The sequence below is a fragment of the Caballeronia sp. AZ1_KS37 genome (assembly GCF_023631165.1).
Classification (GTDB): Bacteria; Pseudomonadota; Gammaproteobacteria; order Burkholderiales; family Burkholderiaceae; genus Caballeronia; species Caballeronia zhejiangensis.
In genome coordinates this window covers 1-24,501 of the sequence record NZ_JALQDP010000021.1, presented here as the reverse complement: position 1 = coordinate 24,501, position 24,501 = coordinate 1, and the positions used below count along the sequence as shown (strand labels likewise).

Sequence of the window (24,501 nt, the reverse complement as noted above, 5' to 3'; positions counted from 1 at the left end):
ATCGAAAGTGCGCCACGAAGGCGTTAAGGCTCGAGGATCAGTAAGCGGACGACGCGGCTTTCGGCGCCGATGCACCATTGGGACTGGTTTTGAGATCGGTCTCGGGCGAAAGCGAGAGCGGCTGTCTCGATGCCGTTTCGCTGTCCGGAGCGACGTTCGAAGGCGGCGTATTCTGGAGGTCGTTGGGACGTTGCGGCAGCGGCGGCACTCTTGGCAGATACAGCGGACCACGTTGCCCACAACCGCCGAGCGAGAGCGTTGCCGCGGCGCCGATGCTCAAAGCCGCTACAATCGCGCTCATCTTGAAAACGACTCGCATGACCGTCCCTATACGTTTAATCGATGGAGTTTAGCATGACAGACCAGGAATACCTGACGCTGGCGGAGGCCGCGCTGACGGCCATCGAGCGCTCGGTGGACAACGCCGAAGCGGACATCGAATTCGAGCGCAGCGGCAATGTGCTCACGCTGGAATTCGAGAATCGCACGAAGGTGATCGTCAACTTGCAGCCGCCGAAGCACGAAATCTGGCTCGCGGCGAAGGCGGGCGGATTCCACTACAAATACGTCGACGGCGCCTGGCGCGACACGCGCGACAACAGCGAATTCTTCGCGACGCTGAGCAAATATTCGAGCGAGCAGGCCGGCGAGCCGATCCGCTTCAAGGCATAAATCGAGGCGTAAAAAAAACGAGCGGCCTTTCGGTCCGCTCGCTTTGCTTTGCAGGGGCCGGGTTACTGCCCCTTGAACAGATTCATGATGTCCTGCTTTTCCTGCTCGCCAACCTCGGGCGCGGGCGCAGTCACGCCTGACACGCCTTCCTGCGGCGGCGCCTGGCTCACACCGATCGTTGCGACGAAGCCGCGGCCCGGCGTCATGTCGTCGTAGTACAGCTCGTTGCCGAGCGACGTGATATCGGGCGGCATCATCGGCTTGTACTCGGGCACGCCCTTCAGCGCGCGGCCCATGTAATCCATCCACACCGGCAGCGCGAGACCGCCGCCCGTTTCCTTGTCGCCGAGGCTGCGGGGATTGTCATAGCCGATCCACGCGATCGCCACGAGCGTGCGCTGATAACCGGCGAACCACGCATCGCGCGAATCGTTCGTCGTGCCCGTCTTGCCGGCCAGATCGCCGCGCTTCAGTTGATTCGTCTTCGCGCCCGTGCCGTGCTGCGCGACGCTCTGCAACAGGCTGTTCATCACGAAAGCGTTGCGCGGCGTGATCGCGAGCGGCGCGCTTTGCTGCGCGACGAGCGGCTGCGGATGCGACACGACGCGCCCGTACGGATCGGTGATATCGGCGATCAGATACGGATTCACACGATATCCACCGTTCGCGAACACCGCGTAACCGGCTGCCATTTGCAGCGGTGTGACGAGGCCGGCGCCGAGCGCCATCGGCAGATAGGCGGGATGACGGTCCGCATCGAAGCCGAAGCGCGTGATGTACTGCTGCGCGTACTTCGTGCCGATATGACTCAGGATGCGGATCGACACCATGTTCTTCGAGCGCTGCAACGCGGAGCGCATGGTCATCGGGCCGTCGAAGCCGCCGCCGTAGTTCTTCGGCTCCCACGCCTGGCCGCCCGTCTCGGCGGCGCTGAAGAAAAGCGGTCCGTCGTTGATGATCGTCGCGGGCGAGAGACCCTTTTCGAGCGATGCCGAATAGATGAACGGCTTGAAGCTCGATCCCGGCTGGCGCCATGCCTGCGTGACGTGATTGAACTTGTTCTTGTTGAAGTCGAAGCCGCCGACGAGCGCACGGATCGCGCCGTCCTGCGGCACCATCGACACGAGCGCGCCTTCGACTTGCGGCAATTGCGTGATGATCCAGTCGCCGTCGTCGTCCTTCATGAGACGCACGATCGCGCCCGGACGAATGCGCGAGTTCGGCTGCGCGCGCGACGAGAGCGCGAACTGCACGAAACGCAGATCGTTGCCGCTGATGGTTGCCGTGTTGCCGTCGATGAAGCTCGCCTTCACTTCCTTCGGACTCGCCGACGTCACGACCGCCGCGACGATCTCGCCGTTGTCGGGATGCTCGGCGAGCGCATCGTCGATGGCCTGCTCGCGGTCATCCGCGTTCGCCGGCAGATCGATGTAACCTTCCGGCCCGCGATAGCCGTGCCGGTGCTCGTAATCCATCAGGCCCTTGCGCACCGCGCGATACGCGGCGTCCTGGTCGGCGGAATCGATCGTCGTCACGACATTCAGGCCGCGCGTGTACGCTTCTTCGCGGTATTGCGCGTACAGCATCTGACGCACCATTTCCGCGACGTACTCGGCGTGCACGCTGAATTCGCGGCCCTGTCCCTTCACGACGAGCGGCTGCTGCACGGCCTGCTCGTACTCAGCCTGCGTGATGAAGTTCAGCTCGCGCATGCGTTGCAGGATGTACTCCTGCCGCACCTTGGCGCGCTTCGGATTGACGACCGGGTTGTACGCCGAGGGCGCTTTCGGCAGACCCGCGAGCATCGCCGCCTCGGCGAGCGAGACGTCCTTCAGATCCTTGCCGAAATAGACCCGCGCCGCGCTCGCGAAACCATACGCGCGCTGCCCGAGATAGATCTGATTCATATAGACCTCCAGAATCTGATCCTTCGTCAACGCGCGCTCGATCTTGTACGCGAGCAGCATTTCATAAATCTTGCGCGTGTAGGTCTTCTCGCTCGACAGGAAAAAATTGCGCGCGACCTGCATCGTGATCGTGCTCGCGCCTTGCGACGCGTGGCCGTTGGTCAGGGCGACCGAGCCCGCGCGCAGAATGCCGGTGAGATCGACGCCGCCGTGATCGTAAAAGCGCGCGTCTTCGATGGCGAGCACGGCTTTTTTCAGATGATCGGGCACGTCCTGAATGCGCACGACACTGCGGCGCTCTTCGCCGAATTCGCCGATCAGAACGTGATCGGCCGTGTAGATGCGCAGCGGCACCTTCGGCTTGTAATCGGTGAGCGCTTCGAGCGACGGCAGGTTCGGCATCGCAACGACGAGCGCGTAGCCGAGCACCAGACCCGCGCAGACGACGAGCGCGAAAACGCTGACGAAAAATCCGAGCATGAGCCTCGCCCACCATGGGCGTTTGGCTTTTTTCGGCTTCTCGGGCGGCGTGGACGGCGGGTTGGACGGGGAAGAGGATTGCATAGCACCACCAAAAACAGTCACGCGATTATAGCTGCCCGGGTTTCGGACTTTTCTTGACGCACACGGCGCACGCTGCCGCCGTGTGCGCCTGCACACGCGTCTGCCGTTGTCTTCAAGATACGCGCGATCCTGCGCGGAAGCATCCCTCCGACGCGAGCGTTGGCCATTCGGCCGAGTGTTCGCCGCGATCGGCGCTCGCGACAATTCTTCCGACATCAAGCGCCCGAACGGTTCGGTGCGCGATCGAATGGAAGGAGCGGTCATGAGCAAGGAAAACATGCTGCGCGGCACGATGCTGACGGTCACGCGGCGCTACGCGGCGGGCATCGACGTGAGCGAGGACGCGGTGCGCCTCGCCATCGTGAGCAGGCGGTTGAGGGCGAATGCGGCGGTGTGCGTCGAGCATCTGGAGTCGGTGGCGCTGCCGTCAGGTGCGGTGGTCGGCGGCGATTTCGTCGATCGCGCGCCTATCGTCGCGGCGTTGCGCGAGGCGTTCGGGCGGCTGCCGGAAAGCGGCGCTTGGCGTGCGCTGCGTTGCGCGATGGGCTTGCCGTCGTCGGCGACGCTTACGACGCAAGTTCCGCTCGCCCGACTCATCGACACCCACGAGCAGCTCGCAGCCCCGATCGGCGGCGATCCGCGCGGCTTGCTCGAGCCGGCCGTACTCGCCGAAGCCGAGCGCGCGGCGGGCATCGAACGCGGCGCGCTGGCGGTCGACTGGTCCGTGCAGACGCGGGAAGACGGCGACGCGCTGGTCGCGATAGCGGCGACGGCGCGGCGACACGTCGAGGCGCGAGTCGAGACCGCGGCGGAGGCGGGCATCGCGCTATCGGCCATCGACAGCGAGCCGGCCGCCGCATTGCGCGCGATGCGCCATGCAGGTTCCGTCGAACTGGACGCCGACGCGCGCTATCTCGTCTGCTGGCTGGAAAGCAGCGGCTTGCACGGCTGGCTCGTCGGCTCGCGCGGCGTCGAAAACGAAGTCCGGTATCCCGCGCCCGAGCATCGGAGCATTTCGGACGCGTTGCACGAACTCGCTGGCGAACACGCGCCGCTCGATTGCATCTACGTCGGCGGGCAGATCGAGTTGATGGCGCACGCGGGCCTTCCGCTTCCCGTGCTCGGCAAGACTTTCGGCTGCGCGGCATTGCCGTTCGAAGCCGCGCCGTATTGCAACGGGGTGGCCGAGATTCAGACGGTGCACAAGCATTCGCCGCGTTTCGCGGTTGCGGTAGGCCTGGCGTTGCGCGAGGTGATGCAATGAACGCTGCCATGTTCGACGGATTCAATCTGTTGCCTTATCGCGCGCGAAAGCGACGCGAGCTACGGCGGCAGCGGCTCGCGCTGATCGGCGCGGTGACGCTCGCGGGCTGCGCGGCCGTTGGCGCCGTCGCTGGCCGCGACTTGTTCGAGCGCGCGCGACTGGATGAACGGCGTGTCGCGCTGGAGACGTCGCTGCGTGCTTCGAGCGCGCAGATCGACGAACACGCACGGCTCGTGCGCGCAGAAAGCGAACGGCGGCGCGCGCGTGAGGCCGCGCAGCCGTTGGCGTTGCCGCGCGAGCGTTTCCTCGCGCTGCTCGAAGCGCTCGCCGACTCGCCTCTTCAACGCGGCGTCGCGCTTCAACGCGTGTCGCAGCGAACGAATGAGGTCGAGCTGGCGGCGCTCGCACCCGATTCGCAGGCAGCGTCGCAATGGCTCAAGCGGCTGGAGCGCCTGCGCGGCGTGCAGGCGGTGGAAGTGATCGAAATGAAACGGCGCGCGAACGGAATTCCGTCGACGCAGCCTGCCAGGCGCGCTGCATCGACGGCCTCCGACGAGCACGCCGCGCGATTCGAGTTCGTCGCGCTGGTGCGCTATGCGCCGGATCATTCGCGCGATGAAACGGCGTCGCGTCAGGCACGTCCGGTTTTGGCGGCAACGCAGGGGGAACGCCCATGAGCACGATTCCGATGAACATCGCCATGAAGACGCGCTCGCGCGGCGCGCTCTCCATCCTGCAACCGCTCGACGACTGGTCGAGGCGACGGACCGCGTGTGTCGCGCTCGCGTTGAGTGTCGTCGTGTTTGCGTTCGGCCTGCGCGCGTGGCGCATGTCGGACGCGAGCCGGCTCGATGAAAGCCGCGTCGCGTTGGCCGCGGCACAAGCGAAGGCGCAGGACGCGGCGCGCATTGCCGACGAACTGTCCGGCTTGCGAGCGCGCGCGTCGTCGGGGCGCCTCGATCCGGAGCACTGGAGCGCCGCCGACGCGTTGCGCGCGGTCGCGGATCTGGCCGCCCAGAGCGGCGTGCGCGTCGCGGACATCGAGCCTGTCGCCGTCAAAGGCGGGGCGCCGAAGCAGCGAGAGCCGTTTCCTGAGCGCGCGCTCAAGCTGCGCGCGGACGGCAGCTTCGCGGAGCTACGGCGCTTTCTCGATGCGCTCGCCGGCCTGCCGCGACTCGTCGTTCCCGAGAACGTGCAGATCAAGCGGCAGGCGAACGCGCTCGCCATAGAAGCGACATTGCGCATCTTCGAAACGTTGCCGGCGGTCGCGCCCGCCGCAGTGTCGCGCGCCAACGCGTTCGTCATCGATCCGTTCGGCAGCGCGGACGCCGCCGCGCAGGGAAGCGACATGCTGCTGGTGGGCACGTTCGTCGCACGGCGTCGCGCGATGGCGCTTTTGCAAAGCGGCCGCGACGTCGACAGCTTCGCGCCGGGGCAGAAAATCGGCGACGAACGGCTCGGGCGCGTCGTGCCGCGCGCAATCGAACTCGCCCGAGAAGACGGCATGTCGCGCAAGCTGACTTTCGCGGAGGATCGCACGTGAGCCGGTTCGCGAAGCTTTCAGGCAGATTCATCGGAATGGCGGCTGCGCTGTCGATGTCTGCGCACACGGCGTTTGCCGCCGATAGCGCCGATGCGATCGTCCCGCCGCTTCCGCCGCTGCCCGCATCGTTCGACGCGCAGGCTGTCGACCCGCCTATCGTCGCGACGTCCGAAGCGCAGCCCGCGAAGCCCGCGGCGGAGCAGGCGGAAACGGAGAAGACAGAAACGGCAGAGGCGCTGGAAGGCCCGCCCGTGCCTTTGCCGAAACTCGAGCGTCTGAGCGACGCATCGCAGAGCGACGACGACGGCAAGCCGATCACGCTCGATCTGAAAAACGCCGACTTGAGCGCCGCGCTGCACGCATTCGCGCGCTTCACCGGCCTGAACATCGTCGCGAGCGAAAAGGTGCGTGGACAAGTGTCGATGAATCTCGTCGCCGTGCCGTGGCGGCGCGCGTTCGACACGTTCCTCGAAGTCCACGGACTCGCGATGGAGCGGCACGGCAATGTCATTTGGGTCGCGCCGCTCGCGGAACTGGCGGCGCGCGAGAAGCTGCGCTTCGAGGCCCACGCGCGCGCCGCGGACCTCGAGCCGCTCGCGAGCCGTACGTTCGTGCTGCGTTATTCGCGCGCGGAAGAGCTGCGCAAGATGCTGTCCGGCTCGGGCAGCCAGCGCGTGCTGTCGAAGCGCGGTTCCGCCATCTCCGATGCGCGCACGAATCTGCTCTTCATCACCGATCTCGACGCTCGCGTGCGGCAGGTCGCCGAACTCGTCGCGCTGATCGACAAGCCGACGCCGCAGGTGATGATCGAGGCGAAGATCGTCGAGGGCGAGGCGGGACTGTCGCGCAATCTCGGCGTCAAGCTGGGCATCGCGGCGCAGAACGATCCGGCGACCGGGTTCGCGGGCGGCGCGGACGGTGTGGTATACGATTTGTCGGCGGGGCCGATCAACGGTTTCGACGCGGCGACGGCCGGGCTCACGTTGTTCGTCGCGCAGGCCACCCGGCTGCTCAACATGCAACTGAGCGCGCTGGAGGCGCAAGGGCGCGGACAAATCGTTTCGCGGCCGCGCGTCGTGACGGCGGACCGCGTGAAGTCGATCGTCGAGCAGGGCATGGAAGTGCCGTATCAGGCGAAGGTCGGCAATGGCATGTCGGGCGTGCAGTTTCGGCGCGCAACGCTCAAACTGGAGGTTGAGCCGCAGATCACGCCGCATGGCCACGTCATTCTCGATCTCGACATCACGAAAGACAGTGTCGGCGAGCAGACGGCGAACGGGCCGGCAATCCATACCAAGCATATCCAGACGCGCGTGGAAGTGGAAAACGGCGGCACCGTGGCGATCGGCGGCATTTATTCCGATGACGAACACGAAGACACGACCGGCGTGCCGGGACTGTCGAAATTGCCGCTGATCGGCTGGCTGTTTCGCAACGACGCGCGGCGCAGCTCGAAGAGCGAGCTCGTCATTTTGATTACGCCGCATGTGATCGCGTCGAGCGGCTAGGCCCGTCACGAGGGCCGCGAAACTCGACAAAGCGGGCGGTTTGCCCTTAAGCTGCCGCACGAACAAATTGCATCGAACTAGAAGGAAACCGAGTTGCAGGAAGGGCACGCGAACGCGAACATTTTTTTCGTCGGACTCATGGGGGCGGGTAAAACCACCGTGGGACGTGCGGTTGCGCGCCGTCTGCAGCGCTCCTTCATCGATTCGGATCATGAGATCGAGGCGCGCACGGGCGCCCGCATCCCGGTGATCTGGGAACTCGAGGGCGAAGCGGGTTTCCGCCAGCGCGAGGCGAACGTCATCGACGAGCTGTCGCAGCGCGATGGCATCGTGCTCGCGACGGGCGGCGGCGCGGTGCTGCGCCCCGACAATCGCGAACATCTGAAGAATCGCGGCATCGTCATCTATCTGCGCGCCAATCCGCACGATCTCTGGCAGCGCACACGGCGCGACAAGAATCGCCCGCTGCTGCAGACCGAAGATCCGCGCGGCAAGCTCGAAGCGCTCTTTCAGGCGCGCGATCCGCTGTACCACGAATGCGCGCATTTCGTCGTGGAAACCGGACGGCCGACCGTGAACGCGCTCGTCAATATGGTCCTGATGCAACTGGAGGTCGCCGGCGTCGTCAAACCGGCCTGAAGATCACATGTCCGCCATGATTACCGTCAACGTCGAACTGGGCGAGCGCGCCTATCCCATTCATATCGGTGCAGGGCTGATCGGCCGCACCGAGCTCTTTGCTCCGCACATCAAGGGCGCGTCCGTGGCGATCGTCACGAACTCGACCGTCGATCCGCTCTACGGCGAGCAGTTGCGCGCGGCTCTCGCGCCGCTCGGCAAGAAAGTCACGACCGTCGTGCTTCCGGACGGCGAAGCGCACAAGAACTGGGAAACGCTCAACACGATCTTCGACGCGCTCTTGACCGAGCGCGCCGACCGCAAGACGACGCTGATCGCGCTAGGCGGCGGCGTCGTCGGCGACATGACGGGCTTCGCGGCCGCATCGTATATGCGCGGCGTGCCGTTCATCCAGGTGCCGACCACGCTGCTCTCGCAAGTGGATTCGTCGGTGGGCGGCAAGACGGGCATCAATCATCCGCTCGGCAAGAACATGATCGGCGCGTTCTATCAGCCGCAAGCGGTAATCGCGGACATCGGCGCGCTGCACACCTTGCCGGAGCGCGAGCTGGCGGCGGGCATCGCGGAAGTCATCAAGACGGCCGCCATCGCGGACGCCGAATTCTTCGACTGGATCGAAAGCAATATCGACGCGCTGAATCGCCGCGACGACGACGCCCTCGCGCACGCGGTGAAGCGTTCGTGCGAGATCAAGGCGTCGGTGGTGGCATCCGACGAGCGCGAAGGCGGGCAGCGCGCGATTCTCAATTTCGGCCATACGTTCGGTCATGCGATCGAAGCCGGTCTCGGCTACGGCGAATGGCTGCACGGCGAGGCGGTCGGTTGCGGCATGGTGATGGCGGCGGATTTGTCCGTGCGCCTCGGCAGGCTCGACGAAGCCGCGCGCCAGCGTCTCGTGCGCGTGATCGAAGCGGCGAAGCTGCCGGTCACGGCGCCGAAGCTCGGCGACGACCGCTACGTCGATCTGATGAAGGTCGACAAAAAGGCCGAAGCCGGTGAAATCAAATTCATTTTGCTGACCCGCTTCGGCGCGACCGAGATCACGAGCGCGCCCGATCAGGCCGTGCGCGCGACGCTCGCAGCCAGCGTCTGATCCGCGCGAGCAGCGGCCAGAACCATGACGATGCGGAGCAGCCGGTGAGCGAAGAAGAGCATCAAGTTTTGCCGGGCGCGCCGTCGACGCTCGCGCTCGAAGCGCATCTCGCGGCGTACGCCGCGCACGCGTCGCAATCGCGCGGACGGCGTTTCGCCGAAGCGCCCCCGGCGGCGCGCACCGAGTTCCAGCGAGATCGCGACCGCATCGTGCATTCGACCGCGTTTCGGCGGCTCGAATACAAGACCCAGGTCTTCGTCAATCACGAAGGCGACCTGTTTCGCACGCGCCTCACGCACAGCCTCGAAGTCGCGCAGATCGCGCGTTCCGTCGCGCGCAATCTGCGGCTGAACGAGGATCTCGTCGAAGCCATTTCGCTCGCGCACGATCTCGGCCACACGCCGTTCGGTCACGCCGGACAGGACGCGCTGCACGACTGCATGCGCGATCACGGCGGCTTCGAGCACAACCTGCAAAGCCTCGCGGTGGTCGATCAGCTCGAAGAGCACTACGGCGCGTTCAACGGCCTGAACCTGTGCTTCGAGACGCGCGAAGGCATTCTCAAGCATTGCTCGCGCGAGAACGCGCGCAAGCTCGGCGATCTCGGCGAGCGCTTTCTCACGGGCAAGCAGCCTTCCCTCGAAGCGCAGATCGCCAATGTCGCCGATGAAATCGCGTACAACAATCACGATGTCGACGACGGCCTGCGCTCCGGCCTCATCACGCTCGAGCAGCTTTCCGAAGTGAGCCTCTGGCACACGCATTTCGACGCGGCGCGCGCGGAGTATCCGGACATCGAAGGGCGCAGGCTCATTCACGAAACCATCCGCCGCATCATCAATACGCTGATCGTCGATCTGATCGAGGCGACGAGCCGCAATCTCCAACGCGTCGCGCCGCAATCGCTCGACGACGTGCGCAACGCGCCCACGCTCGTCGCGCACAGCGATGAAGTCGCGGCACAGGCGGCGCAACTCAAGCGTTTCCTGTTCAAGAACCTGTACCGGCACTATCGCGTGATGCGTATGGCCAACAAGGCGAAGCGCGTCGTGACGGGCCTTTTCGAAGCCTTCTCCGACGATCCGCGTCTCTTGCCGCCCGCGTATCAGGCGCGCGGACCGGTGACGGAGGAATCGGCGAACGACGCGGCTTCGTCGAGCCACGACAGTTCGCAGGCGCGGCTCATCGCGCATTACATCGCCGGAATGACGGACCGTTACGCATTGAAGGAATATCAACGACTGTTTGTCATCGATAACAATTAACTTATAACGTTTTATACGGAGACTCATCGATGGTCCGCAAGCCCCTGTTTCGCCTGGTCACGACCGCTGCCGCCTTGACGTTCGGCGTCAGCACCGCCGCGCACGCCGCGACGGAAATCCAGTTCTGGCACGCGATGGAAGCCGCGCTCGGCGAGCGCGTGAACGACATCGCCAACGATTTCAACAAGTCTCAGAGCGATTACAAGATCGTCCCGGTGTTCAAGGGCACGTATGACCAGGCGCTCGCAGCGGGCATCGCGGCGTATCGCAGCGGCAATGCGCCCGCGATCCTGCAAGTCTACGAAGTCGGCACCGCGACGATGATGCAGGCGAAAAAGGCCGTCATCCCGGTCTCCGACGTGTTCAAGCAGGCTGGCGTGCCGCTCGACGAAAAGGCGTTCGTGCCGACCATCGCCGGTTACTACAGCGACGCGAAGACCGGCCATCTCATCTCGATGCCGTTCAACAGCTCGACGCCCGTTCTCTACTACAACAAGGACGCGTTCAAGAAGGCCGGCCTCGATCCGAACCAGCCGCCGAAAACCTGGGCCGATGTCGAAGCCGACGCGAAGAAGCTGAAGGCCGCGGGCTATTCGTGCGGATATTCGTCGGGCTGGCAGAGCTGGATTCAGCTCGAGAACTACAGCGCGTGGCACGCCGCGCCGTTCGCGACGAAGAACAACGGCTTCGACGGCCTCGATGCGAAGCTCGAATTCAACAAGCCGCTGCAGGTCGCGCACATCCAGTTCCTGCAAAACATGGCGAAGGAAGGCACGTTCACGTATGTCGGCCGCAAGGACGAGCCGGTGTCGAAGTTCTATAGCGGCGATTGCGGGATCATCACGAATTCGTCGGGTTCGCGCGCGACCATCGCGAAATTCGCGAAGTTCGATTACGGCGTCGGCATGATGCCGTACGACGCGAATGTGAAGGGCGCGCCGCAGAACGCGATCATCGGCGGCGCGAGTCTGTGGGTTCTGGCGGGCAAGGATCCGGCCGTCTATAAGGGCGTCGCCAAGTTCCTCGCGTATCTCGCGACGCCGGAAGTGGCGGCGAAGTGGCATCAGGACACGGGCTATCTGCCGGTCACGCAGGCCGCGTACGAGCTCACGCAAAAGCAGGGCTTCTACGACAAGAATCCCGGCGCGGACATCGCGATCAAGCAGATGCTGAACAAGCCGCCGCTCGCGTACACGAAGGGCCTGCGCCTCGGCAACATGCCTCAGATCCGCACGATCGTCGACGAAGAGCTCGAGCAAGTTTGGGCCGAGAAGAAGACGCCGCAACAGGCGCTGGACGCGTCGGTGCAACGCGGCGACGAACTGCTGCGCCGCTTCGAGAAGGCGGGCAATTAAGGTCACGCGCCCGCGTGTAGAAGCGCGGGCGCTTCCGGGAAATCAAAGCATGGAAAAGCGCTCTCGTTTCGATACGAGCGTCTTGCCGTATCTGCTCGTCGCGCCACAACTCGCGATCACCGCGCTGTTCTTTCTCTGGCCCGCGGGCGAAGCCCTCTGGCAGGCCACGCAAAGCCAGGATGCGTTCGGCACGTCGAGCGAGTTCGTCGGCCTGCAGAACTTCAAACAACTGTTCGCCGATCCGCTCTACCTGTCGTCGTTCAACACGACGATGATCTTCTGCGCGCTCGTCACCGTGTCGGGCCTCGTGATCTCGCTTCTGCTCGCCGCGTGCGCCGATCGCGTGACGCGCGGCGCGAAGGCGTATCAGACGCTGCTCATCTGGCCGTATGCGGTCGCGCCCGCGATCGCCGCCGTGCTGTGGTCGTTCCTGTTCAATCCGAGCATCGGGCTCGTGACGTATGCGCTGGCGAAGCAGGGCGTCATCTGGAATCACGCGTTGAACGGCACGCAGGCCATGTTCCTCGTCGTGCTCGCGTCGGTGTGGAAGCAGGTCAGCTACAACTTCCTGTTCTTCTATGCGGGTCTTCAGGCGATCCCGAAATCGCTGATCGAAGCCGCCGCCATCGACGGGGCCGGTCCCGTGCGCCGCTTCTTCGGCATCGCGCTGCCGCTCCTGTCGCCGACGTCGTTCTTTCTGCTCGTCGTGAATCTCGTCTACGCGTTCTTCGATACGTTCCCCGTCATCGACGCCGCGACCGGCGGCGGTCCCGCGCAATCGACCAAGACGCTCATCTACAAGATCTTCGCGGAAGGCTTCCAGGGACTCGACATCGGCAGTTCGGGCGCGCAGTCGGTCGTGCTGATGGTGATCGTCGTCGTGCTCACCGTGGTCCAGTTCCGCTTCGTCGAACGCAGGGTGCAATACTCATGATCGAAAACCGTCGCGGCTTCGATATCTTCTGTCACGCGGTGCTGTTGCTCGGCGTCGCGCTGATCGTGTTTCCTGTGTACGTCGCGTTCTGCGCGGCCACGATGAATTCGAAGGAAGTGTTCAGCGTGCCGCTCTCGCTCGTGCCGAGCACGCATCTGTTCGAGAACATCGCGTATATCTGGGCGCACGGCAGCGGCAACGCGGCCGCTCCCTTCGGACGCATGCTGGCGAACAGTCTCGTGATGGCGCTGGTCATCTCCATCGGCAAGATCGCGGTGTCGATCGTGTCCGCCTATGCAATCGTCTTCTTCCGCTTTCCGCTGAAGAACCTCGCGTTCTGGCTCATCTTCATCACGCTGATGCTTCCCGTCGAAGTGCGTATCTTCCCGACGGTGCAAGTCGTTTCGTCGATGCATCTGTCGAACACGTATGCGGGATTGACGCTGCCGCTGATCGCCTCCGCAACGGCTACGTTCCTCTTCCGGCAGTTCTTCATGACGCTGCCCGACGAACTGATGGAAGCGGCGCGCATCGACGGCGCGGGGCCGCTGCGTTTCTTCTGGGACGTTGTGCTGCCGCTTTCGAAGACCAACATCGCGGCGCTTTTCGTCATCACGTTCATCTACGGCTGGAATCAATATCTCTGGCCGATTCTCATCACCAACGAAGTGTCGCTGCAGACGGCGGTGGTCGGCATCAAGAGCATGATCGCGTCCGGCGACACAGCGACCGAATGGCACTACGTGATGACCGCGACGCTGCTCGCGATGCTGCCGCCGCTCGCGGTCGTCCTGACGATGCAGCGCTGGTTCGTGCGCGGACTCGTCGATTCCGAGAAATAAAACATGGCTGCATTGAATCTAAAAAGCGTCAAGAAAACATACGACGGCTCGAACTACGTACTGCACGGCATCGACGCCGCGATCGAGGACGGCGAATTCGTCGTGATGGTCGGGCCGTCGGGCTGCGGGAAGTCGACCTTGCTGCGCATGGTCGCGGGGCTCGAAAGCGTGTCCGAAGGCGCGATCGAAATCGGCGGCAAGGTCGTGAACAAGCTGGAGCCGAAGGATCGCGACATCGCGATGGTTTTTCAGAACTACGCACTTTATCCGCACATGAGCGTCGCGCAGAATATGGCGTACGCGCTGAAGATCGGCGGCGCGGACAAGAAGACCATCGAGTCGCGCGTCGCTAATGCCGCGCGTATCCTCGAACTCGAACATCTGCTCGAACGCAAGCCGCGCGAATTGTCGGGTGGTCAGCGGCAGCGCGTTGCAATGGGCCGCGCGATTGTCCGTGAGCCGGCGGTGTTCTTGTTCGACGAACCGTTGTCGAATCTGGACGCCAAGCTGCGCGTGCAGATGCGCCTCGAAATTCAGCGGCTGCACGCGCGTCTCGCGACCACGAGCCTTTACGTTACGCACGATCAGATCGAAGCCATGACGCTCGCGCAGCGCGTCATCGTGATGAACAAGGGTCACGCGGAGCAGATCGGCGCGCCGACCGAAGTGTACGAACGCCCGGCAACCGTATTCGTGGCGAGCTTCATCGGATCGCCGGCGATGAATCTGCTCGAAGGACGTCTGTCCGAAGACGGATCGACTTTCGAGATCGCGGGCGGCGGTCCGAAGCTGCCGGTCGCGGGCGCGAATGGCGTGACGAGCGCGATGCACGGGCGCGAGTGGATCGTGGGCATTCGTCCCGAGCACATGACGCCCGGCAACGAGAACGCGCCAAGCGCCACGCTCGATGTCGATTCGGCTGAACTGCTTGGCGCGGACAATCTCGCGCACGGCAAGTGGGGCAAGCACGACGTCGCAGCGCGCTTGCCGCATGAGCATCGCCCGCAGCGTGGCGAGCGGTTGAGCGTATCGTTGCCCGCGCGGCATCTGCATTTTTTCGATCCGGCAACGCGACTGCGCGCGAACTAAAGGAGGCGATGCGATGAGAACCTGGCCTTATCCCGCGATCGTCGCGCATCGCGGCGGCGGCAAACTCGCGCCGGAGAACACGCTCGAAGCAATCGACGTGGGCGCGCGCTTCGGCCACAAGATGATCGAGTTCGACGCGAAGCTTTCTGCTGACGACATCGTCTTCCTGCTGCACGACGACGCGGTCGATCGAACGTCGAACGGACGCGGCGCGGCAAAAGCGATGACCTACGCGCAGTTGCGCGCGCTCGATGCAGGCACCTGGTTCGGCGCCGAATTCGCAAACGCGCGTATGCCGACGCTCGCCCAAGTGCACGAGCGATGCGTGAAGCATGGGCTTGCGGTGAACATCGAGATCAAGCCGAGTCAGGGGCGCGACGTGGAAACAGGCGTGCTCGTCGCGCGTGAGGCGGCGCACTTGTGGGCAGACGCTGAAGTTGCGCCGCTGATGTCGTCGTTCTCATATGCGGCGCTGGAAGCCGCACGCGACGTCGCGCCGAATCTTCCGCGAGGGATGCTTTACGAGCGCGTTCCCGTGAACTGGCGCGCGCAAACTTCAGCGTTATCGTGTGTGTCGCTGCACGCGAACCATCGCACGCTCGATGAAGCGCTCGTCGCGCAGATCAAGGATGCCGGCTTGCGCATTCTCGCCTACACGGTGAACGATCCGGCGCGCGCGCGGTTGCTCGCGCAATGGGGCGTCGATGCGATCTGCACGGATCGCATCGACATTATTGGCGCGGATTTTCTGGAGGCGTCGTAGGGTTGAAATGTCAGCGAACGCGAGCGAGCAGCACGCCCGCAACCAGCGCCAACCCGCCAACCAATGCAATGGTTTGCCAGGGCTTTTCGTGAAGGAAGGCGTCGGCGTCTTCGAACGCTGCGCCCGCGCGCTCGCGAAGCGCCGCGTGCGTGTCGTTCAGACGTGCGCGCGCGCTGACGAGCCGGTCGCTGATCTGCGCGCGTAGCGCAGCCGCATCGGCCGACGTGCCTTCGGCCAGGGTGTTTTCGAGTTCGCTGAGAAGGGTGCGCAGTTCGGAGCCGATATCCTCGGCTGCTTCGCGGCCATGCCGTGCCATGCGTCGTGCGCGGCGGCTCGTCGTGGTCCAGGAATCTCCGATGGCGTCTCGCGTATTAGGCAGTGCGTTCATAGATCGCTCCGTCGATGGATGAGTCGTGGATAGCCCGCGCGAGGTGGCGGGGAAACTCATCATGCAGCAAATTCGATGCCGATGCTTCGACGTTGCGCAAAGCTTCGGTAAGCGCGACCGCGAAACACATTCCGCGCGTGATCGCGCGTAAGAACTGCAAGCAAACCGTTTTTACGAAGGTCACATTTACAAGGGCGATGCAAAAAGTAACGCCGGCATATGTGAATCATGCCGGCGTTATCTCTCTTTTTATGGCGCTTATATCGTCGTTACATGCTCGTGAGCAGTCTCACTTCAGAATCGATAGCCCACTCGCAAATATGTGACGATCGGGTTCAGCGTGATTTTCGCCTGCGATTGAACGTTGAGCGTGCCGACAGGCGTTTGAGCCTGCGTGTTCAACTTCGCGGTGGCCTTCAACGGAATGAACGACACGGAAAATCCGGCGAACCAGTGCTCCGTGAAATTGTAGGTTGCGCCGACATTAAACACGGGCGCCCACGAACTATCCGTGTCGACGGTGGTCGGACCATGCAGGACCGAGCCTTCGAATTGCTGATTCGTGATCTGCGCGTCGGTGAACCAGGTGCGCGTCACGCCAAGACCCACGAACGGACGGAACTTCGCCGTGGGAGCATTGAAGAAGTATTTGAATAGCAGCGTCGGGCTCCACTGCTTCGCGCTGCCGAGCTTTCCGTACTGGGACAAGGTGCCCTTGCCTTCGAGATCGAACGTGGGCGGCACGCCCATTTCGAGTTCGGCGGCAATGTGGTCGGTCGCGAAGTAGCCCAACGTGAAGCCGGCGGTGTCGGCGCTCGAAATGCCTGCGCCTGTGCCGGGAACGTCGATATTGACCGGAGATCCGCCTACACTTGTTTCTTTGAGCGGACCACTACTGTCTTGCGGGGCGAAGTGAAACCAGCCTGCTGTTGCATAGAAGGATCCAGCAGATTGCGCATGTGCCGCGGTGGACACACACGCTAATGCCGCGATCCCCGTGATGACTTGTTTTATTTTCAATTTGTGCTCCTCCGAAAAAGCACGCTCATTATGAACACAAGATTTCACATTAACCATAGCGGTGCCGTAGAGCATTCTCCCTAGGGCAAAGAGCGGCTTTGGGGTCTGGTTGCACGGCAATTGCATGTGTTCTCTCCACGCTGCCGCAACGGCTCCAAAAGGTCCCCGAACGGGGTAACACAAACGCGACCAACGGAAAATCCAGAATGGCACGGCTTGCACGACTCTACGTTCCCGAACAGCCGCAGCATGTCATCCTGCGTGGTCTCGACCAGCAACCCGCCTTCGTCGACGACCAGGACTACGAGCTCTTCATCGACTGCTTGAGGACTGCTTCACGTGATCATCACCTCTCTATCCACGCCTATGCGCTGATGCCGCAGGCGGTACATCTGCTCGTCACGCCGCGCGACGAATCCAGTCTGCCCAAAGCGATGCAAGCGGTGGGACGTCGTTACGTGGCGCACTTCAATCGCCGATACATGCGACGCGGCACGCTCTGGGAAGGCCGCTATCGCGCGACGGTCATCGAGGGCGAACGATACTTTCTGCTCGCCACGCGCGTCGTAGAAATGGCGCCCGTGCGCGCGCAACTGGTCGCGGCGCCGCAGGACTACAAATGGTCCAGCTTCCGTCATCACATCGGGCTCACGCTCGATAGCCTCATCACCGACCATCCGCTGTTCTGGTCGCTCGGCAATACGCCGTTCGAACGCCAGCACGCCTACAAGGAACTGTGCGAGCAACCGCCCGATGAGCGCGAGGCCAACCGTCTCCTGCAAGCGACACTTAAAGGCTGGGTGCTCGGCAGCGATGCCTATCGGGAATGGGCGTCGCATGCTGCCAACCGCCGGGTGTCGCCGCTGCCGCGCGGACGTCCGCGCAAGATTCGCGAAACTCCACAGACTCAATAACGGCCTTCACGGGCGTTCCTGAAGCAAAAAACGAAACGGCGTCTCGAATTTTCCGAGTCTCGCCGTTTCTTTTTGACTGTCAACGATGCGGCCCCAATATGTTGGGGCACATTTGCACCATATCGATAATCGGTGTCAGAACATCAAGTTTTATTTGCCATCGCTTTGATTCGTCGCGTATATTTCGATTTCCGGCAATTGCCGCGGTGCAGCGTGCCGCGCACGACCGTGCTTCGTGACACATCAAGTTGAAAGAAACCGTCGCAAGCGACAAGAAAATGGTTCAACGGCCGAGTCGATTCGGCCCCTCACAGTAGAGACGGTGTCCCCATGAACGATCATCAGCAGCCGGCAGCCGGTTCGCTTCCCGCCGCGCAGGGCATGTACGACCCTGCGAACGAACACGACGCGTGCGGCGTCGGTTTCGTCGCCCATATCAAGGGAAAAAAGAGCCACGAGATCATTCAGCAGGGTCTCAAGATTCTTGAGAATCTCGATCACCGCGGCGCGGTCGGCGCCGATCCGCTTATGGGCGACGGCGCCGGCATCCTCATTCAGGTGCCGGACGGCTTCTATCGCGAAGAAATGGCCAAGCAAGGCGTGACCTTGCCGCCTGCTGGCGAATACGGCGTCGGCATGATCTTCCTGCCGAAGGAGCACGCATCGCGTCTCGCGTGCGAGCAGGAACTGGAGCGCACGGTCAAGGCCGAGGGCCAAGTCGTGCTCGGCTGGCGCGACGTGCCGGTCGATTCGACCATGCCGATTTCGCCGACCGTGAAGGCGAGCGAGCCGCTGATCCGCCAGATTTTCATCGGGCGCGGCAAGGACATCGTCGTGACGGACGCGCTCGAGCGCAAGCTGTACATCATCCGCAAGACGGCGAGCCATCGCATCCAGGCGTTGAAGCTCAAGCACGGCAAGGAATACTTCGTGCCGTCGATGTCGTCGCGCACGGTCGTCTACAAGGGGCTGCTGCTGGCCGGCCAGGTCGGCGTGTATTACCGCGATCTGCAGGACGAGCGCGTCGTGTCGGCGCTCGCGCTCGTGCACCAGCGCTTCTCGACGAACACGTTCCCCGCGTGGGAACTCGCGCACCCGTATCGCATGATCGCGCACAACGGTGAAATCAACACCGTGAAGGGCAACGTCAACTGGCTGAACGCGCGCACCGGCGCGATCGCGTCGTACGTGCTCGGCGACGATCTGCCGAAGCTCTGGCCGCTGATCTATCCGGGCCAGTCCGACACGGCTTCGTTCGACAACTGTCTCGAACTGCTCGTGATGGCCGGCTACCCGCTCGTCCACGCAATGATGATGATGATCCCGGAAGCGTGGGAACAGCACACGCTGATGGACGACAACCGCCGCGCGTTCTACGAATACCACGCCGCGATGATGGAACCGTGGGACGGCCCCGCCGCCATCGCGTTCACGGACGGCCGCCAGATCGGCGCGACGTTGGACCGTAACGGCCTGCGTCCGGCGCGCTATCTCGTCACCGACGACGATCTCGTGATCCTCGCGTCGGAATCCGGCGTGCTGCCTATTCCCGAGTCGAAGATCGTCAAGAAGTGGCGTCTGCAGCCGGGCAAGATGTTCCTGATCGACATGGAGCAGGGCCGCATCATCGAGGACAAGGAGCTGAAGGACAACCTGTCCAACGCGAAGCCGTACAAGAGCTGGATCGACGCGGTTCGCATCAAGCTCGACGAGATCGAGCCGAAGGCGGAAGACGTCGAAACGCAGCGCCGCGAAGCCGCCGCACTGCTGGACCGTCAGCAGGCGTTCGGCTACACGCAGGAAGACCTCAAGTTCCTGATGGCGCCGATGGCGCAATCGGGCGAAGAGGCCGTCGGCTCGATGGGCAACGACTCGCCGCTCGCGGTCATGTCCAACAAGAACAAGACGCTCTACAACTACTTCAAGCAGCTGTTCGCGCAGGTGACGAACCCGCCGATCGACCCGATCCGCGAAAACCTCGTCATGTCGCTCAACTCGTTCATCGGCCCGAAACCGAACCTGCTCGACACGACGAACATCAACCCGACGATGCGCCTCGAAGTGTCGCAGCCCGTGCTCGACTTCAAGGACATCGCGAAGATCCGCGCGATCGACAAGTACACCGGCGGCAAATTCAGCTCGTATGAGCTGAACATCTGCTATCCGGTGGCGTGGGGCAAGGAAGGCATCGAGGCGCGTATCGCGTCGCTGTGCGCGGAAGCCGTGGATGCCGTGCGCTCCGGCTACAACATCCTGATCGTGTCCGACCGCAAGATGGACCGCGACAACGTCGCTATCCCGGCGCTGCTCGCCACGTCCGCGATTCACTCGCATCTCGTCGCGCACGGTCTGCGCACGAGCACGGGTCTCGTCGTGGAAACGGGCTCGGCGCGCGAAACGCATCACTTCGCGCTGCTCGCGGGCTACGGCGCGGAAGCCGTTCACCCGTACCTCGCGCTGGAAACGCTCGCCAACATGGCCGAAGGCCTGAAGGGCGATCTGTCGGCGGACAAGGTCATCTACAACTTCACGAAGGCGGTCGGCAAGGGCCTGTTGAAGGTCATGTCGAAGATGGGCATTTCGACGTACATGTCCTACACCGGCGCGCAGATTTTCGAAGGCGTCGGCCTGTCGTCGGAACTCGTCGAGAAGTATTTCAAGGGCACGGCGACGAAGGTCGGCGGCATCGGCATCTTCGAAGTGGCGGAAGAAGCGATTCATCTGCATCGCGAAGCGTTCGGCGACAACCCGGTCCTCGCGAACATGCTCGACGCGGGCGGCGAATATGCGTATCGCGTGCGCGGCGAAGAGCACATGTGGACGCCGGATGCGATCGCCAAGCTGCAGCACTCGGCGCGCAGCAACTCGTATCAGACGTACAAGGAATACGCCCACATCATCAACGACCAGACGAAGCGTCACATGACGTTCCGCGGTCTGTTCGAGTTCAAGGTGTCGCCGTCGAAGGCGATTCCGCTCGATGAAGTCGAATCGGCGAAGGAAATCGTCAAGCGCTTTGCGACGGGCGCGATGTCGCTCGGCTCGATCAGCACGGAAGCGCACGCCACGCTCGCCGTCGCGATGAACCGCATCGGCGGCAAGTCGAACACGGGCGAAGGCGGCGAGGACGAAACGCGTTATCGCAACGAACTGCGCGGCATTCCGATCAAGAACGGCGACACGCTGCAATCGATCATCGGCAAGGAAGTCGTCACCGACATCCCGCTGAAGGAAGGCGATTCGCTCCGCTCGAAGATCAAGCAGGTCGCGTCGGGACGTTTCGGCGTGACGGCGGAGTATCTGTCGTCGGCGGACCAGATCCAGATCAAGATGGCGCAGGGCGCGAAGCCGGGCGAAGGCGGTCAGCTGCCGGGCCACAAGGTGTCCGAATACATCGGCAAGCTGCGTTATTCGGTGCCGGGCGTCGGCCTCATTTCGCCGCCGCCGCACCACGACATCTATTCGATCGAAGACCTCGCGCAACTCATTCACGATCTGAAGAACGTGAATTCGTCGTCGAGCATTTCGGTGAAGCTGGTGTCGGAAGTCGGTGTCGGCACGGTGGCCGCGGGCGTTGCGAAGGCGAAGGCGGATCACGTCGTGATCGCGGGCCATGACGGTGGCACGGGCGCATCGCCGCTGTCGTCGCTCAAGCACGCTGGCACGCCGTGGGAACTCGGCCTCGCCGAAACGCAGCAGACGCTGGTGCTGAACCGTCTGCGCGGGCGCATTCGCGTGCAGGCCGACGGTCAGATGAAAACCGGCCGCGACGTCGTGATCGGCGCGCTGCTCGGCGCGGACGAATTCGGCTTCGCGACGGCGCCGCTCGTCGTCGAAGGCTGCATCATGATGCGCAAGTGCCATCTGAACACGTGCCCGGTCGGCGTCGCGACGCAGGACCCGGTGCTGCGCGCGAAGTTCTCGGGCCAGCCGGAACACGTCGTCAACTTCTTCTTCTTCGTTGCGGAAGAAGTGCGCGAAATCATGGCGCAGTTCGGTATCCGCAAGTTCGATGACCTGATCGGCCGCGTCGATCTGCTCGACATGAAGAAGGGCATCGAGCACTGGAAGGCTAAGGGCCTCGACTTCTCGCGCATCTTCTATCAGGTGCCGGTGGGCGAAGACGTCGCGCGCAAGCACGTCGACGTGCAGGATCACGGTCTCGACAAGGCGCTCGATCACGTGCTGATCGAGAAGTCGAAGGCGGCGATCGAGAAGGGCGAGCATGTGTCGTTCATCCAGCCGGTGCGCAACGTGAATCGCACGGTCGGCGCGATGCTGTCCGGCCTCATCGCGAAGACGCACGGTCACGACGGCCTGCCCGACGACTCGATTCACATCCAGTTGAAGGGCACGGCGGGCCAGAGCTTTGGCGCGTTCCTCGCGAAGGGCGTGACGCTGGATCTCGTCGGCGACGGCAACGACTACGTCGGCAAGGGCCTGTCGGGCGGGCGCATCATCATTCGCCCGACCAACGACTTCCGCGGCAAGTCCGAGGAAAACATCATCTGCGGCAACACGGTGATGTACGGCGCGATCGAAGGCGAATCGTATTTCCGCGGCGTCGCGGGCGAGCGCTTCTGCGTGCGCAACTCGGGTGCGACGGCGGTCGTCGAAGGCACGGGCGATCACGGCTGCGAATACATGACGGGCGGCACGGTGGTCGTGCTCGGCGAGACGGGCCGCAACTTCGCGGCGGGCATGTCGGGCGGCATCGCGTTCGTGTACGACCCGGAAGGCGCGTTCGCCGGCAAGTGCAACAAGTCGATGGTCGCGCTCGATCCGGTGCTGCAGCAGGCCGAACAGGAGCGCACGGTGGATCGCACGCTGTGGCACGCCGGCAAGACCGACGAAGCGCTGCTCAAGGGGCTGATCGAGCGTCACTTCCAGTTCACCGGCTCGCCGCGCGCGAAGTCGCTGCTGGAAAACTGGGATTCGGCTCGCCGTCAGTTCGTCAAGGTGTTCCCGACCGAGTACCGTCGCGCGCTCACCGAAATGGGCGCGAAGAAGGGCAAGGAAGCGGTCGCGGCTTAAGCCTCGTTCAATCAGACAGACGCGCGCTCCGGGAGCGCGCGCGATCCTCACTAAATACAGAGAAAGAAATGGGCAAGGCAACCGGTTTTCTCGAGTTCGAACGCCGCCACGAGGCGTACGAAGCTCCGCTTACCCGCGTCAAGCATTACAAGGAATTCGTCGCCGCGCTGACCGATGAAGACGCGAAGGTTCAAGGCGCGCGCTGCATGGACTGCGGCATTCCGTTCTGCAACAACGGCTGCCCGGTCAACAACATCATTCCGGACTTCAACGATCTCGTTTTCCAGCAGGACTGGAAGAGCGCGATCAACGTGCTGCATTCGACCAACAACTTCCCGGAATTCACGGGCCGCATCTGCCCGGCGCCGTGCGAAGCGGCGTGCACATTGGGCATCAACGACGATCCGGTCGGCATCAAGTCGATCGAGCACGCGATCATCGACAAGGCTTTCGCCGAAGGCTGGGTCGTGCCGCAACCGCCGAAGCACAAGACGGGCAAGAAGGTCGCCGTCGTCGGTTCGGGGCCCGCGGGTCTCGCGGCCGCGCAGCAACTCGGACGCGCGGGCCATGAAGTCGTCGTGTTCGAGAAGAACGATCGCATCGGCGGTCTGCTGCGTTACGGCATCCCCGATTTCAAGCTGGAGAAGTGGCTGATCGATCGCCGCATGCGTCAGATGGAGGCGGAAGGCGTGTCGTTCCGCACGAACGTGTTCATCGGCAAGGATGCGCTGCCGGAATACATCGCGAATACGGCGAAGGAAACCATCACGCCCGACGAGCTGAAGGAACAGTTCGACGCGGTCGTGATCGCGGGCGGCTCGGAAACGCCGCGCGATCTGCCGGTGCCGGGGCGCGAGCTCGAAGGCATCTACTACGCGATGGAATTCCTGCCGCAGCAGAACAAGGTCAACGCGGGCGACAAGCTGCCGGATCAACTGCTCGCGAAGGGCAAGCATGTCGTCGTGATCGGCGGCGGCGATACGGGTTCGGATTGCGTGGGCACGTCGAATCGTCATGGCGCGAAGAGCGTGACGCAGTTCGAACTGCTCGCGCAGCCGCCCGAGGAAGAGAACAAGCCGCTCGTGTGGCCGTACTGGCCGATCAAGCTGCGTACGTCGTCGTCGCATGAAGAAGGTTGCGAGCGCGACTGGTCGGTTGCGACGAAGCGCTTCGAAGGCAAGAACGGCAAGGTCGAGAAGCTGATCGCCGTGCGCGTCGAGTGGAAGGGCGGCAAGATGCAGGAAGTGCCGGGTTCCGAGTTCGAGATGAAGGCCGATCTCGTGCTGCTCGCGATGGGCTTCACGCAGCCGGTGTCGCCGGTGCTGGATGCGTTCGGCGTCGAGAAGGATGCGCGCGGCAACGTGCGCGCCGCGACCGAAGGCGACAAGGCGTATTACACGTCGGTCGATAAAGTCTTCACCGCCGGCGATATGCGTCGCGGGCAGTCGCTGGTCGTCTGGGCGATTCGCGAAGGACGTCAGTGCGCACGATCGGTGGATGCGTATCTGATGGGATCGAGCGAGTTGCCGCGGTAAGCGTCGCTCGACGCTTCATGCAAAAAGGCCACGCGATGAACTGACCCCGCAAAGTTGGACAGTTTTGGGCTAGGCCGCTAAGGGCTGAGTTCTGTACATCACAGGACTCAGCCCTTTCAGCTTCAGCTTGATGCGGTGGTGATTGTAGTAGTGAATGTAGCGTCTGATTCCG

21 protein-coding genes are annotated in these 24,501 nt (G+C 63.3%); 16 read left to right on the top strand and 5 right to left on the bottom strand.

The genetic code is table 11. The features are described from left to right. Positions 1 to 37: 37 nt before the first annotated feature. Positions 38 to 319, bottom strand: coding sequence for an LPS translocon maturation chaperone LptM (gene lptM / locus NCS00_RS12915; RefSeq protein ID WP_008344068.1), 282 nt, complete (start codon positions 317 to 319; stop codon positions 38 to 40). Positions 320 to 354: 35 nt separating this feature from the next. Here lptM and cyaY point away from each other — a divergent pair, with 35 nt between their 5' ends. Beyond that, positions 355 to 672: an iron donor protein CyaY gene (gene cyaY / locus NCS00_RS12910; protein WP_008344070.1), complete on the top strand. Its 318-nt coding sequence runs from the start codon at positions 355 to 357 to the stop codon at positions 670 to 672. 62 nt (positions 673 to 734) lie between these two features. On the opposite strand, the gene NCS00_RS12905 is transcribed toward cyaY, so the two are convergent. Next, entirely contained in the window at positions 735 to 3,143 is a 2,409-nt protein-coding gene (locus NCS00_RS12905; RefSeq protein ID WP_175983048.1) for a penicillin-binding protein 1A, read from the bottom strand. A 262-nt stretch (positions 3,144 to 3,405) separates the two neighbouring features. Between NCS00_RS12905 and pilM the strand changes: the two genes are divergently transcribed. The 12 genes from pilM to ugpQ all read left to right on the top strand — a co-directional run bounded on the left by pilM (position 3,406) and on the right by ugpQ (position 15,438). Further along, positions 3,406 to 4,407 carry a type IV pilus biogenesis protein PilM gene (gene pilM / locus NCS00_RS12900; RefSeq protein WP_175983049.1) on the top strand — a complete coding sequence of 334 codons (1,002 nt, stop codon included), beginning with the start codon at positions 3,406 to 3,408 and terminating at the stop codon, positions 4,405 to 4,407. Then, positions 4,404 to 5,084: a PilN family protein gene (locus NCS00_RS12895; protein WP_250440242.1), complete on the top strand. Its 681-nt coding sequence runs from the start codon at positions 4,404 to 4,406 to the stop codon at positions 5,082 to 5,084. Before pilM ends, NCS00_RS12895 begins: the two co-directional genes overlap by 4 nt. After that, positions 5,081 to 5,950: a type IV pilus inner membrane component PilO gene (locus NCS00_RS12890; RefSeq protein ID WP_250440241.1), complete on the top strand. Its 870-nt coding sequence runs from the start codon at positions 5,081 to 5,083 to the stop codon at positions 5,948 to 5,950. The genes NCS00_RS12895 and NCS00_RS12890 overlap by 4 nt, the downstream gene beginning before the upstream one ends. A 53-nt stretch (positions 5,951 to 6,003) precedes the next feature. Next, positions 6,004 to 7,458 (top strand): type IV pilus secretin PilQ, encoded by a 1,455-nt coding sequence (locus NCS00_RS12885; protein ID WP_250440240.1) that lies wholly within the window; start codon positions 6,004 to 6,006, stop codon positions 7,456 to 7,458. A 93-nt stretch (positions 7,459 to 7,551) separates the two neighbouring features. Continuing rightward, on the top strand, positions 7,552 to 8,097 hold the full coding sequence (locus NCS00_RS12880) for a shikimate kinase (RefSeq protein WP_008344080.1): 546 nt from the start codon (positions 7,552 to 7,554) through the stop codon (positions 8,095 to 8,097). Between the two features lie 16 nt (positions 8,098 to 8,113). Further along, positions 8,114 to 9,190 carry a 3-dehydroquinate synthase gene (gene aroB / locus NCS00_RS12875; protein WP_034473117.1) on the top strand — a complete coding sequence of 359 codons (1,077 nt, stop codon included), beginning with the start codon at positions 8,114 to 8,116 and terminating at the stop codon, positions 9,188 to 9,190. A 44-nt stretch (positions 9,191 to 9,234) separates the two neighbouring features. Continuing rightward, a complete protein-coding gene (locus tag NCS00_RS12870) occupies positions 9,235 to 10,455 on the top strand; it encodes a deoxyguanosinetriphosphate triphosphohydrolase (protein WP_034473118.1) in 1,221 nt (406 codons plus the stop codon). A gap of 29 nt (positions 10,456 to 10,484) precedes the next feature. After that, on the top strand, positions 10,485 to 11,810 hold the full coding sequence (gene ugpB, locus NCS00_RS12865) for a sn-glycerol-3-phosphate ABC transporter substrate-binding protein UgpB (protein ID WP_034473119.1): 1,326 nt from the start codon (positions 10,485 to 10,487) through the stop codon (positions 11,808 to 11,810). Positions 11,811 to 11,859: 49 nt separating this feature from the next. Next, positions 11,860 to 12,744, top strand: coding sequence for a sn-glycerol-3-phosphate ABC transporter permease UgpA (ugpA, locus tag NCS00_RS12860; RefSeq protein WP_008344088.1), 885 nt, complete (start codon positions 11,860 to 11,862; stop codon positions 12,742 to 12,744). Continuing rightward, on the top strand, positions 12,741 to 13,586 hold the full coding sequence (gene ugpE, locus NCS00_RS12855) for a sn-glycerol-3-phosphate ABC transporter permease UgpE (RefSeq protein ID WP_008344090.1): 846 nt from the start codon (positions 12,741 to 12,743) through the stop codon (positions 13,584 to 13,586). The genes ugpA and ugpE overlap by 4 nt, the downstream gene beginning before the upstream one ends. A gap of 3 nt (positions 13,587 to 13,589) precedes the next feature. Continuing rightward, on the top strand, positions 13,590 to 14,675 hold the full coding sequence (locus NCS00_RS12850; RefSeq protein ID WP_008344091.1) for a sn-glycerol-3-phosphate import ATP-binding protein UgpC: 1,086 nt from the start codon (positions 13,590 to 13,592) through the stop codon (positions 14,673 to 14,675). A 13-nt stretch (positions 14,676 to 14,688) separates the two neighbouring features. After that, entirely contained in the window at positions 14,689 to 15,438 is a 750-nt protein-coding gene (ugpQ, locus tag NCS00_RS12845; RefSeq protein ID WP_008344094.1) for a glycerophosphodiester phosphodiesterase, read from the top strand. A 10-nt stretch (positions 15,439 to 15,448) separates the two neighbouring features. On the opposite strand, the gene NCS00_RS12840 is transcribed toward ugpQ, so the two are convergent. Together NCS00_RS12840 and NCS00_RS12835 are read right to left on the bottom strand one after the other, a co-directional pair. Then, a complete protein-coding gene (locus tag NCS00_RS12840; protein ID WP_033536968.1) occupies positions 15,449 to 15,826 on the bottom strand; it encodes an ElaB/YgaM/YqjD family protein in 378 nt (125 codons plus the stop codon). A gap of 294 nt (positions 15,827 to 16,120) precedes the next feature. Next, entirely contained in the window at positions 16,121 to 16,846 is a 726-nt protein-coding gene (locus NCS00_RS12835; protein WP_034473121.1) for an OmpW/AlkL family protein, read from the bottom strand. Between the two features lie 206 nt (positions 16,847 to 17,052). Between NCS00_RS12835 and NCS00_RS12830 the strand changes: the two genes are divergently transcribed. The 3 genes from NCS00_RS12830 (at position 17,053) to NCS00_RS12820 (ending at position 24,329) form a co-directional block, all read left to right on the top strand. Then, a complete protein-coding gene (locus NCS00_RS12830) occupies positions 17,053 to 17,760 on the top strand; it encodes a transposase (protein WP_008344100.1) in 708 nt (235 codons plus the stop codon). Between the two features lie 330 nt (positions 17,761 to 18,090). Then, positions 18,091 to 22,794, top strand: coding sequence for a glutamate synthase-related protein (locus tag NCS00_RS12825; RefSeq protein WP_250440239.1), 4,704 nt, complete (start codon positions 18,091 to 18,093; stop codon positions 22,792 to 22,794). Positions 22,795 to 22,862: 68 nt separating this feature from the next. Continuing rightward, positions 22,863 to 24,329 (top strand): glutamate synthase subunit beta, encoded by a 1,467-nt coding sequence (locus NCS00_RS12820; protein ID WP_008344103.1) that lies wholly within the window; start codon positions 22,863 to 22,865, stop codon positions 24,327 to 24,329. Positions 24,330 to 24,398: 69 nt separating this feature from the next. On the opposite strand, the gene NCS00_RS12815 is transcribed toward NCS00_RS12820, so the two are convergent. After that, positions 24,399 to 24,501: IS3 family transposase (locus NCS00_RS12815; RefSeq protein ID WP_250439142.1), on the bottom strand; the 103-nt coding region annotated here is incomplete at its 5' end.